At 62.7% G+C, this 11549-nt stretch carries 9 protein-coding genes and 1 tRNA gene; 4 read left to right on the top strand and 6 right to left on the bottom strand.

Going from position 1 to position 11549, the window contains the following annotated elements:
* Positions 1-195: 195 nt before the first annotated feature.
* Complete coding sequence (locus AAGS40_RS05050) at positions 196-1158, top strand: chemotaxis protein (protein WP_345813613.1); 963 nt, start codon at positions 196-198, stop codon at positions 1156-1158.
* A gap of 2 nt (positions 1159-1160) precedes the next feature.
* Here the strand turns inward: AAGS40_RS05050 and AAGS40_RS05045 are convergent, their stop codons facing one another.
* Entirely contained in the window at positions 1161-2243 is a 1083-nt protein-coding gene (locus AAGS40_RS05045; RefSeq protein ID WP_345813611.1) for an asparaginase, read from the bottom strand.
* A 113-nt stretch (positions 2244-2356) separates the two neighbouring features.
* On the bottom strand, positions 2357-3277 hold the full coding sequence (locus AAGS40_RS05040; RefSeq protein ID WP_345814271.1) for a LysR family transcriptional regulator: 921 nt from the start codon (positions 3275-3277) through the stop codon (positions 2357-2359).
* Between the two features lie 125 nt (positions 3278-3402).
* Here AAGS40_RS05040 and AAGS40_RS05035 point away from each other — a divergent pair, with 125 nt between their 5' ends.
* Positions 3403-4317 (top strand): DMT family transporter, encoded by a 915-nt coding sequence (locus AAGS40_RS05035; protein WP_345813610.1) that lies wholly within the window; start codon positions 3403-3405, stop codon positions 4315-4317.
* 39 nt (positions 4318-4356) lie between these two features.
* Here AAGS40_RS05035 and AAGS40_RS05030 read toward each other — a convergent pair whose 3' ends face one another.
* Positions 4357-5625 (bottom strand): MFS transporter, encoded by a 1269-nt coding sequence (locus tag AAGS40_RS05030; RefSeq protein WP_345813609.1) that lies wholly within the window; start codon positions 5623-5625, stop codon positions 4357-4359.
* A 93-nt stretch (positions 5626-5718) separates the two neighbouring features.
* On the bottom strand, positions 5719-6492 hold the full coding sequence (locus AAGS40_RS05025) for a helix-turn-helix transcriptional regulator (RefSeq protein ID WP_345813608.1): 774 nt from the start codon (positions 6490-6492) through the stop codon (positions 5719-5721).
* A gap of 116 nt (positions 6493-6608) precedes the next feature.
* On the opposite strand from AAGS40_RS05025, the gene AAGS40_RS05020 reads away from it, so the two are divergent.
* Together AAGS40_RS05020 and AAGS40_RS05015 are read left to right on the top strand one after the other, a co-directional pair.
* On the top strand, positions 6609-7688 hold the full coding sequence (locus AAGS40_RS05020; RefSeq protein WP_345813607.1) for a zinc-binding alcohol dehydrogenase family protein: 1080 nt from the start codon (positions 6609-6611) through the stop codon (positions 7686-7688).
* Positions 7689-7950: 262 nt separating this feature from the next.
* Positions 7951-9123, top strand: a complete 1173-nt coding sequence (locus tag AAGS40_RS05015) for a porin (RefSeq protein ID WP_345813606.1) — start codon at positions 7951-7953, stop codon at positions 9121-9123.
* A gap of 256 nt (positions 9124-9379) precedes the next feature.
* Here AAGS40_RS05015 and AAGS40_RS05010 read toward each other — a convergent pair.
* Positions 9380-9470 (bottom strand) — tRNA-Ser (locus AAGS40_RS05010).
* A gap of 60 nt (positions 9471-9530) precedes the next feature.
* Positions 9531-11549, bottom strand: coding sequence for a sodium:solute symporter family protein (locus tag AAGS40_RS05005; RefSeq protein ID WP_345813605.1), 2019 nt, complete (start codon positions 11547-11549; stop codon positions 9531-9533).

Genomic DNA, 11549 nt, shown 5'->3' with positions numbered 1-11549 from the left:
TGGATGACAAGAGAAAGACCCGACTCGCCTTCACGTCACATCACATTCTCGTTAACCAGAGAATGCGGCGTATTGCAGCGTCAAGCACTGAACTTTCCAGCCGTCGAGCCGATAACAGACAAGTAAGGCGCGCAGCAGGCTCAAACCGCAATGCAGGCAAAGCGCGCTTACGCACCGTAATCCTGGAGAGAGTCGATGTCCGTAGATCCCCGCGCGAATGACGAACGCACCAACCTGACGAGCTCGAATAAATTCGAGTTGCTGCTGTTTCGCCTCGGCTCAGTGCCCGACAGCGATGCGCACGAGCTTTACGGCATCAACGTGTTCAAGGTGCGCGAAATCTCGACCATGCCGGCGGTCACACCCATCGCCGGTTCGTCGCCATTCGTGATGGGCGCGGTGGATATTCGCGGCCAGATCATTCCCGTGATCGACCTGCCGCGACTCATGGGCTGCGAGCCGACGCGCGGGCTGAACATTCTGCTCGTCACCGAATTTGCACGCTCGACCCAGGCGTTCGCGGTCGAGGAAGTGGACGATATCGTGCGGCTGGAATGGAATCAGGTGCTATCCGCGGAAGGCACCGCGGGCGGCAATCTCGTCACGAGTATTGCGCGCATCGATGGTAATACGGGTGACTCACGGCTCGCCCAGGTGATCGATGTGGAGCAGGTGTTGCGCGATGTGTTTCCGTCGCAGCATCCGGGTGTGGACCCCGCTTCTGTGGGCGACGCGCTCGGCATCCGGCCAGGCGCCAAAATTCTGGCTGCCGACGATTCGGGATTTGCCCGTAAGCTGATCGAGCAGGCGCTCAGTGCAATCGGCGCCGATTACGTGATGGCCAAAACCGGCGAAGAAGCGTGGAATACGCTGCAGCAGGTTGCGCATGAAGCGCAGTCCACCGGTGCGCGCGTCAAAGACAGCATCGCGCTCGTGCTGACGGATCTGGAAATGCCCGAGATGGATGGCTTCATGCTGACCCGCCACATCAAGGCCGATGACAGGACGCGGGACATTCCGGTCATCATCCATTCGTCGTTGACGGGCGCCGCTAACGAGGCGCATGTGAAGAATGCCGGGGCCAACGGGTATGTAGCGAAGTTCGCTGCCGCGGAGTTGGCAAATGCGATCCGGGAGGCATTAGGGGCGGCGGCTTGAGTTCACACCGCTAACGCCGGCACGAGGTCGATCGTCAGCTCGCGACGTCCTGTTTCTATCCCCATCGTGTTGCGTAGCGGGGGGGTGTGGAATGCGTGCAGGTTCGCGCGCTGCGCCGGTGTCCCTATCTGCAGTTTCGCCAGCACCTCCGCGACCAGCGCGTAGAGTATTCCGACGTTGCCGTCCTCCACTTTTATCGCTATGCCCAGCGCGCCCTCGGCGCCTGCTCGCTTCGTGTGTTCCGACGCTCGAACGCCGATCGCGTAACTGCCCTCTGCGCCGACCTTGCCGACCAGGCTGCCTTCGAATGCCTGCATCAACGTCGTGCAGAAACGGCCCTCGCCGCCCACCAGTTCGGGATGCGCAGTCATCGCGCGGTAGATGCGGGCAAGCGCTGCGGTGCGAGGCGTGTGCGCCGACGAAGACGCGGCCACCTCGTCTTGCGCTGCGGCCAGCTTCGCGAACAGGCGGGCGAGGCGGTCTAGCGGAAACGCGGGCGTCGGCAGATTACAACCGTCGATAGCCCACTGCACACCGTTATCCGGCAAGTCGCACACGTTCGCCACCGTATGCTTGACATGCTCCTGCAACGGATGGTCAGGCAACTCATAGCCCGCGATCGCCGCGCCGAGCGAGCGCGCGCCCGCCAGCATGCCGGCGTGTTTGCCGGAGCAGTTGCTGCACACAGCACCCGGCTTGAAGTCGTGCTTCAACCAGTCGATGTAGACCGCATCCGATAACGGCGGATGACCGCCGCAACGCAAGTCGGACTCGCTCGCCTGCGCCTTGACCAGCATCGCGCGCGCCCGTTCGATATGCCGTGGCTCGCTGCTGTGCGACGCGCACATCAACGCGAGGTCAGCTTCGTCGAAACCGAAGCGCTCGAGCGCGCCCGTCTCGAGCACCGCCAACGCTTGCGCGGGCTTGGCCGCCGAACGCACCAGCGTCATTCGCGATGGATCGCCGAATGAGTACAGCACGCGCCCGCTCGCGTCGACAACCGCAACGTGCGCAACATGCGTATTTTCGATCGAATCGCCGCGATACACCGTCGCCGCGACCGGCAGCGTTACATCCAGGGTCATGCTGGGTCTCCTCAAGATCGCGTGCACATGCGATCACAGTCTGGCGTGGGTTCAAGCCAGCGATTCTACGTTCGTCCGCGCGGCTCGCCAAACATCCAGCGGCTGCGTGCGACTCAGTCGACCGCACGCATATGCTCCACGAGGAAATCGATCAGCGCCCGCACCTTCGGCAGCAAGAAGCGATTGGGCGGATACAGCAACCACACAGAGCCCACGTAAGCGCGGGCTTCGAAAGTCCAGTCCGGCATAACGGCAGTCAACTCCCCGTTGCGCAGCGCGTCCTTGACCGCGAATTCGGGCAGGCACGCAATGCCGAAATGCAGCTGCGCCGCTTCGAGCCGCGCGGTGACGTCGTTGGCGCTATAGCGCCCTTTCACCACGACACTTTGCGTCGCCGTGCCGCGACGGAAGCGCCAGCGGTTATCGTCCGGCACTTCGCCAAGGTAGATGCAATCGTGCCGCGCCAGATCGCGCGGCTGCTCCGGTGTGCCACGCTCAGCGAGATACGCGGGCGATGCCGCCAGCAGCCAGCGCGCCGCGCCGAGCTTACGGCCGGCGAGGCCCGGCGGAGGCTCTTCGGTGAGACGGATCACCAGATCGACCTCGTCGACGAGCGGATCGACGTCATGGTCCGTGAACAGCAGTCGCAGATCCACCTCTTCGTAAGCACGCAGGAAAGCCGGCATGAGCGGATGAATCAGGCTCTTCGCAAACGAGATCGGCGCGCTCAGCGTGACCTTGCCTTGCGGACTGCCGGCGAGTTGTCCGGCGGCATCGACCGCACCGGTTGCAGCACTCAGCATCTCCCGGCACAACCGCGCCACCTGCGCGCCCGGTTCCGTCAAGCGCACGCTGCGTGTGGATCGCTCCAGCAGCCGCGTTGCGAGCGCGTCTTCGAGCCGCTTGATCTGACGGCTCACCGTGGACGGCGTGGTGCCTAGCTGGCGCGCCGCCAGCGAAAAATTGCCCGCGTCCACCACGCGGGCGAATACGGCCATATCGGGCAGAAGCGCGAAAAGTTCGCTGGTGTTCATGCGGGCAGTCTGGGTCGGCGCGTCGACGTATTCATGCATTTGCGACATAAAAGCTGTGCATGTCAGCCCGATTATCGCGCCGCACGCAAAGCTCGACAATAGGCGTTCTTTGATCGAGGGTCGCCATGTTCAGTCCAAAACGCATGCTCCTGCTATCCGACTTGATGCTGCTCGCAGTTGCGGTGGTGTGGGGCACGAGCTACGGCGTCGTCAAAAGCGCGCTGCACTTCTATCCTGTGCTGGGTTTGCTGACCATACGGTTTGGCGCCACGTTTCTGATCCTGTCGCCCGCGTTGCGCCCTCTGCGCGCGGCAAACGCGCGTACGCTGCGCGGTGCGCTCATGTCGGGCGCGCTCCTGCTCGGCATTTTTTTGTGCGAGACGTTCGGCATTCTGCTGACCCGCGCCGCAAATGCCGCGTTTCTGATCAGCCTGTGCGTGGTGCTGACGCCGATCGTCGAATGGTCGCTGCTCAAGCGCAGACCGAGCCGAGTGGAATGGGCGGCGGTGATACTTTCGCTGTCAGGCGCGTGGCTGCTGACGGGCGACGGCGCACTGAGCCTGAATGCAGGCGACGCGCTGATCCTGCTCGCCGCGCTGTTGCGCGCACTGACCGTGTGTGTGACGAAACGCGTGATGCGCGACTCGACATTGCCGCCGCTTTCGGTGACTGCCGTTCAGTCGGGCGTGGTGGCGTTCGGCAGCGCGACGGTCGCGCTGCTCCTTGCGCCCCGGCAGTGGCAGGCGGTGCCGCCGCTTGTTGGGCACGGCGCGTTCTGGGGCTATGTCGCTTATCTCGTGCTGGCGTGTACGTTGTTCGCATTCTTTGCGCAGAATTTCGCAATCAAACGCAGCAGTCCGACCCGGGTGTCGTTGCTGATGGGCAGCGAACCGGCTTTCGGCGCGCTGTTCGCGTGCCTGTGGCTGGGCGAACGGATTTCGACAACTGCCTGGGTGGGCGGTGCATTGATCGTCGCGGCGTCGGTTCTGGCTACCGTACGCTGGCCCGCGTGGCGAGTGCGCGCTGCGTCACGCGCCTAAATCCGCATGCCGTTCTTCGTACGCCAGATGGCGCCGCGCTCACTGGCTCGGCGCCAGTTCTTCCTCGCGTTCGAGCGTTCGCGCACGTTTGAGCTGGGGGAAGAATTTCATCCAGAGTAATGCGACGGCAATCGTCGCGAAGCCGCCCACCAGCACCGCAGGCCGCGCGCCCCACCACCCTGCCGTCACGCCAGATTCGAATTCGCCCAATTGATTCGACGTCCCAATGAAAAGCGAATTGACCGCGTTCACGCGCCCGAGCATGTCGTCCGGCGTGCGCAACTGGACGAGCGACAACCGCACGACGACGCTGATGGTGTCGGAGGCGCCCAGCACGATCAGCGAGATCAGCGACACGATGAACTGATGGGACAGGCCGAACACGACCGTGGCCACGCCGAACGCAATCACGCCGCCGAACATTGCCGCACCGGGCCGATTGCGCAATGGGAAGTGCGCGAGCCAGATGGTGCCCGCGAGCGCGCCGATCGCGGTGCCCGAGCGCAACAGGCCGAGACCGAGCGGACCCGTGTGCAGGATGTCGCGCGCGAACACCGGCAAGAGCGCGGTTGCGCCGCCGAACAGCACGGCAAACAGATCGAGCGACAGCGCCCCGAGAATCACCGGCTCCTTGCGGATAAACGCAATGCCGGAGAACACGGATTCGAGCGTGACAGGTGCGCGGCTCACCGGCTTTGCCTTCAACGGAATACCCCACACCGCGGCGGCCGCGGCCGCGAACGAAACCATGCACGCAAGGTAAGCCGCACCCGGCCCAATCCCATAAAGCAGACCGCCCAGCGCGGGGCCGGCGATCTGCGCGGTCTGATTCGCGGACGTGGCCCACGCCGTGGCCTTCGGCAATTGTCCGCGCGCGACGACGCCCGGCAGCAACGACGCGACCGCAGGCGATTCGAAAGCGCGCGCCGCGCCGACGCAGGCGGCCAGCACGTAGATGACAGGTGCGCTGATCCAGCCGCCGAACGTCCCGAATGCGAACAGCAACGCAGCGACGCCTTCGAGGCTTTGACAGATCGCCGCAATGCGCCGCCGGTCGTAACGGTCGGCCACGTGCCCTACCACGAGCGTCAGGACGAACATCGGCAGGAACTGCGCGAGACCGACGAGGCCGAGCGCGAACGCGCTATGCGTCAGCGCGTAGATGTGCCAGCCCATTGCGACGGCAAGCATCTGGAACGACAGCGACGACAGAATGCGAGTGCACCAGAAACGCTGGAATGCGGGCTGTTTCGGCAAACTGACGAAGGTTTCTTCGTCGGGACCGGCAGGGTCGGCGGGAGGAGGCATCGATTATTGCTCTTGACTGAACTGGACTGGCCTGGGCGGCAGCTAGTGTAGAGCAAGACGATCTGTTCCGGTGTACGTCGCCAAGTGGGCGAATCATGCGGGCGTGTAGATCGCGAGTTTCAACGCGGGATCGTCGTTTGCCTGAAACGTCGCGTAGTCGTAGCGTTGCGCGCCGCGCTCCGGATGGATCAGCACCTTCTGCCCGGACGCGCCGCCACGAATATCGTGCGCATTCCACCATTTTGCGAATTCGGCGCTGTGCGCGCGCAACCGTTCGACCAGTTCGACAAAGGCTGGATCGTCGGCATACAGATCGTGCGTTGCGCGGAACAACGCAATCATGCGGCGCGCCTCGCTGGTCCAGTTTGCGCCGAAAAGCCGTCGCGAATCCGGCTCGATGAACATGAACACCAGAATGTTGCGATCCGCTTCGGCAAGACGTTCGAAGCCGAGGAGATCGGCCGCCGCTGCATTCCAGGCCAGCAGATCCCAACGCCTGCCCGTGACATAAGCGGGGAGTTCGAGTGTCGCGATCAGATTCGCGATAGGACGCGGCACGCTTTCGCGAGTGAAGGTTTGCCGATCGCCGCTGCGTGCCAGTGCACGCAGATGCGCCGCCTCGACTTTGCCGAGCCGCAGCGCGCGAGCCAGCGCTTCGAGCGTGGTATCGGACGGACTCACCGTGCGGCCCTGTTCGAGCCGCACATACCAGTCCACACCGATGCCCGCGAGCTCCGCCACTTCCTCGCGACGCAAACCGGGCGTGCGACGCCGCCGCCCGTTGTTGAGTCCCACCGATTCAGGGCTTAGCTTCTCGCGCCGTGAGCGCAGAAAATCGCCGAACTCACTTCGGCTCGCCGTTGTCATGACCTTCCGTCCTCCTCAAGCAGGTACGCGGGAATCCCAGGATAGTACCAGGCCTTGTTACCGATGCTACGCCTGCCAGAATCGCCTTGTCCAATCACCATCAACAGGGAACGCAGATGAAAGCAGCCATTTTGAAGACACTCGGCAAGCCGCTCGCGATTGAACACGTAGCAGATCCTTCGCTGGGCACCGGCGAAGTGATCGTCGACGTCGTTGCCGCGCCCGTTTTGTCGTATGCGCAGGAAGTGTTCAGCGGCGAGCGCCGTTACCCGATCGAATTGCCTATCGTGCCTGGCTGCGGGGCCATCGGCCGCGTGCGTGCATTTGGACCCGACGCCACGCATCTGCAAGCAGGCGACTGGGTCTTTTGCGATCCAACCGTGCGTTCACGCGACGACGCGCTCACGCCCGACATTACATTGCAGGGCTGGAGCGCGCGCGGCGACGGCGGCCTGCGGCTCGCGCGCCATTTCCACGACGGCTCGTTTGCCGAACAGATACGCGTGCCGACCGAGAACGCCATTCGCATCGGTGACATCGATCCCGCCGATGCCGCGACATGGTGTGCGCTCAACACGATGCTGGTTCCGTACGGCGGGCTGCTTGCGTCGAATTTGCAGGCCGGCGAGACATTGCTCGTGAGCGGCGCGACCGGCAACTTTGGCAGCGCGTGTGTCGCTATCGCCCTCGCGATGGGTGTGCGGTGCGTAATCGCGCCCGGACGCAACGAAGGCGTGCTCGCCGATCTGCAAAGGCGCTTCGGTGAACGTATCCGGACCGTGAAACTCACAGGCAACGAGGACGACGATTGCGAACGGATGCGTGCGGCTGCCGGCGCACCGATAGACTGCGTAATGGATCTGCTGCCGCCGTCGGCGACCACGAGGACCGTGCGCGCCGCGGTGATGACCGTGCGCCCTTACGGACGTATCGTGTTGATGGGCGGTGTCGGCATGCTCGGCGGCGATGATCTCAATCTGCCCTACCCGTGGATCATGCGCAACGACATCACCGTGCGCGGCAAGTGGATGTATTCGCCGGAAGCGGTCACGCGAATGACAGGCCTCATTCGCGGCGGTCTGCTCGATCTCGGACAGTTCGACGTGACGTCGTTCAAACTCGACGACGTGAACGAGGCCGTCAGTCATGCTGCGGCGAATGGCGGCCCGTTCAGGATGACGGTCGTTCATCCGTGAACGAAGTGTCTCGTGCGCTTGCGTTGCGGGAGACCGCGCGGCGGCGTTTCATTCAAACAACGCCATACTAGATGGCGGCTGACCGATTACGACTGGAACAGGGTGCATGAAGCCCTGTCACACCGGATTTTTGACGACGATATGACAGACGCCCTCCATATTCAGGAGGCCGGACTATGTCGTTATGTGGATAGTGCTGACGGGCGTACATTCATACACTGCGCTCAACGACGGATTCCCTCTTTCATCTACGGAGGCACACGTGAAGAGACTATCCACTGTCTGTGCACTTTCAGCGCTGATCGCCACGTCGGCGGCTCACGCTCAGAGTTCGGTCACGTTGTATGGCTTGATCGACGCGGGTTTGATGTACACCAACAACGTGTCGAAAGGCGGAGCGAGCGGCTCGCTCATTCAGGCGACGAGCGGCAACATCAACGGCAGCCGCTTCGGCATGCGCGGCGCGGAAGATCTTGGCGGCGGACTGAAGGCGATCTTCGTGCTGGAAAACGGCTTCAATGTGCAAAACGGCAAGCTCGGACAGGACGGCCGGCTCTTCGGGCGACAAGCCTATGTCGGCATCAGCACGAGCCAGTTCGGCACGGTCACGCTCGGCCGACAGTACGACTCGCTGGTTGATTTCGTGGCGCCGTTATCGGGCACGGCCGGCACCTTCGGCGACACCGGCTTCGCACACCCTTTCGATAACGACAATCTGAATCATTCGGTGCGAATGAATAACGCGGTGAAGTACACCAGCACCAATTATGCGGGGCTCACGTTCGGTGGCCTGTATGCTTTCTCGAACAGCACCACGTTTGCGGTCAATCGCGCTTACAGCGCGGGCGCGAGTTATGCCTATGGTCCCTTCACGGCAGCCGCGGGCTACCTGCAGATCAACGGATCGACGAGTACGACATCGGCGAGCGCGGGCTCGGTCGATATCGCCGAATCAACGGCGAATGGTACGGGCGGCTTCGTGCTGGGCGCGGACGTTCAGCGCACGGCTGGCGCCGCGCTCAACTACAAATTCGGCCCGGCAGCGGTGGGCTTCGTCTATACGCACAGCCAGTTCCAGGGAACCACGTCGTTCGGACAGACCAACGTGGCCGGCAGCGGCACCATGCGGTTCGACAACTATGAACTGAATGCCAAATATGCGCTGACGCCCGCGGTCAATCTGGGGATAACGGATACGTACACGGACGGCCATGTCGGCAATGGGAAAAATACCGCGTACGGCAATGACCCGAAGTGGAATCAGGTGAATCTGCAGGCGGTGTACCTGCTGTCAAAGCGGACCGACGTTTATGTCGAAGGGATGTATCAACACGCGATCGGCCACAACTATGTGGCTTTCGTGAATACGGCGGGCGGCGCTTCGTCGACGGCGAATCAGGTGGTGGGCACCGTGGGGTTGCGTACGCGTTTCTAGCGGGAGGCTCGACTCAGGACGACGACGGAGCCGGCGACAGGTCGGCCGCGCATTGCGCTGACCTCGGCTAGTTTGAACGCATCGGGATGGTTCTCGAATCATCGCGTCTGCAACGTCGACCGATCAGGTTCTTGCGCGCATGCATGGGTCGACAGTCAGTGTGCTTGTTTGCCGCTGCAGTAAGCGAGGCTTTGTTAGCCGGAAAACAAAGAGCCGTTGAATCCTTTCGGCTTCAACGGCTCGTCATTGCAATTCTTGGCGGAGAGACGGGGATTCGAACCCCGGATAGGTTATTAACCTATACACGCTTTCCAGGCGTGCGACTTAAACCGCTCATCCATCTCTCCGGCGGGGAGCAGAATTATAGCAAACTTCGCGCCGAGCGCTACTCCCCTTCGCAAACCGTCTCAAGGATGCCGTATGTAGTCCACCAGCGCGGTTGTATAGGCGTCCGGTTTTTTGTCCACCAGGCTTACGCCGATCGTCACGAGAAAGCCGGCCGGTACGCCGAACACGCCGGAGCTGATCGGCTCGATGCCGAACCAGCGCGGGCCGGCCACGCCCGTCATCTGCGTGAAAAACGGATACGTCGAGACGATGTAATAGATGCACACCAGCAACCCCGCCACCATGCCCGCGACGGCGCCAAGACGCGTCGTGCGCTTCCAGAACACGCCGAGCACCAGCACGGGAAACAGACTCGACGCCGCCAGCGAAAACGCCGCGCCCACCAGAAACAGGATGTTCCCCGCATTCAGCGACGCCACATACGAAGCAAGCAGCGCCACGCCCAGCAGAAGAATCTTCGATATCGTCACGCGCCGCTGGCTCGAAGCGGCCGGGTCGACCATGTGATAGTAAATGTCGTGCGACAACGCGTTCGCTATCGTCAGCAGCAGACCGTCAGCGGTAGAGAGCGCCGCGGCCAGCGCGCCCGCCGCGATCAGGCCGGACATCACGTATGGCAGCCCGGCGATTTCGGGCGCGGCCAGCACGACCATGTCAGGCTGCATCTGAATCTCGCTCCATCTCACGATGCCGTCGCCATTCGTGTCGGCAAGACTGATCAGACTCGGCTCGACCCTTCGCCACTGCGTGAGCCATTGCGGCAGATCGGCAAAGTGATGGCCGACCAGGTGCGTCAGCATCTCGTACTTGATCAACACCGCGAGCACCGGCACGGTCAGATAAAACAGCGCCACGAAAAATAGCGTCCAGCCAACCGAGCGTCGCGCGGACGCGACCGACGTCGTCGTGTTATAGCGCGTCAGAATGTGCGGCAAGCTCGCGGTGCCGAGCGACAAACACAGCAGCAGCGACAGGAAATTGCGCTCGTGCGTGCGGCGATCGTCGTCGCTAGTGGCGGGAAACGGCTCGTGCATCGGGACCGGTGCAGCCGCGCGCATCAGCATTTCGTCGCGTTGCTGGGTCCAGACGATCTGTGCGGCCGCGGCGTCGCGCGGAAACTGTTCGAGCGCCCTTTCGCGCTCCTTGATCTCGCGCAGTGGACCATTGTGGCGCCGCAAATCGGCGACTTCCTGCGTAAGACGCTGACGTTCGTCGAAGTACGAACGCGGCAACGTATCGAGGCGCGTCTGCATCGACGCGGCGCGCCGCCGGTAGTCATCACGCACGGTCTGTTCGAGCGGTGCGTCGCTCACCTGTTTTTCGAGCACCTCGACACGCGCCATCAAACGCCCATAGTCGAATTGCGGCACCCAGCCGAGGCCGTCTTTGTGCGCGATCATCGAAACGGGAATCAGGATCGCCGCAATCAGGATGATGTACTGCGCGACCTGGGTCCACGTGACCGCGCGCATGCCGCCGAGGAACGAGCACACGAGTATGCCCGCGAGCCCGCAGAAAATGCCCACCGCGAAGTCGACGCCGATAAAACGCGTCGCGATCAGTCCGACACCCTGAATCTGCGCCACGAGATAGACGAACGAGCAGAGGATCGCGGCCAGCGCGGCGAGTCCGCGCACGGCGTTGCTGGAAAAACGTGTGCCGAGAAAGTCGGGAATCGTATAACGGGCGAGCTTGCGCACATAAGGCGCAAGCAGGAAAGCGACGAGACAGTAGCCGCCTGTCCATCCCATCAGATAAGCGAGGCCGTCGTATCCGGTCACGTAGATCGACCCGGCCAGTCCGATGAACGACGCGGCAGACAGCCAGTCCGCCGCGGTCGCCATGCCGTTGAACGCGGACGGCACGCGCCGCCCCGCAACGTAGTATTCGACGAGATCGGACGTGCGCGACAGCAGGCCGATCACCGCATACACCGCGATGGGCACGAACAGGAACACATAGCCGATCCATACGCCAGCACCGGTGTTGCGCTCGATACGCCACATCACGTAGATGAACAACAGGAAACCGAGCGTATAGATCGCGTACGAGGTGATGAGCCGGTTTGTGAGCTTCAT

Origin of the sequence: Paraburkholderia sp. PREW-6R (assembly GCF_039621805.1) — a bacterium.
In the GTDB taxonomy this organism is placed as follows: Bacteria; Pseudomonadota; Gammaproteobacteria; order Burkholderiales; family Burkholderiaceae; genus Paraburkholderia.
The sequence above is the reverse complement of the archived record's forward strand: the minus strand, read 5'-3'. Positions and strand labels throughout refer to the sequence as shown.

Bases quoted from the DNA above. Each gene is read 5' to 3' on its own strand.
- AAGS40_RS05025 (WP_345813608.1), bottom strand. From the start codon at position 6,492: ATGACAACGGCGAGCCGAAGTGAGTTCGGCGATTTTCTGCGCTCACGG.
- AAGS40_RS05045 (WP_345813611.1), bottom strand. From the start codon at position 2,243: ATGACCCTGGATGTAACGCTGCCGGTCGCGGCGACGGTGTATCGCGGC.
- AAGS40_RS05040 (WP_345814271.1), bottom strand. From the start codon at position 3,277: ATGAACACCAGCGAACTTTTCGCGCTTCTGCCCGATATGGCCGTATTC.
- AAGS40_RS05020 (WP_345813607.1), top strand. From the start codon at position 6,609: ATGAAAGCAGCCATTTTGAAGACACTCGGCAAGCCGCTCGCGATTGAA.
- AAGS40_RS05030 (WP_345813609.1), bottom strand. From the start codon at position 5,625: ATGCCTCCTCCCGCCGACCCTGCCGGTCCCGACGAAGAAACCTTCGTC.
- AAGS40_RS05050 (WP_345813613.1), top strand. From the start codon at position 196: ATGTCCGTAGATCCCCGCGCGAATGACGAACGCACCAACCTGACGAGC.
- AAGS40_RS05035 (WP_345813610.1), top strand. From the start codon at position 3,403: ATGTTCAGTCCAAAACGCATGCTCCTGCTATCCGACTTGATGCTGCTC.
- AAGS40_RS05005 (WP_345813605.1), bottom strand. From the start codon at position 11,549: ATGAAGCTCACAAACCGGCTCATCACCTCGTACGCGATCTATACGCTC.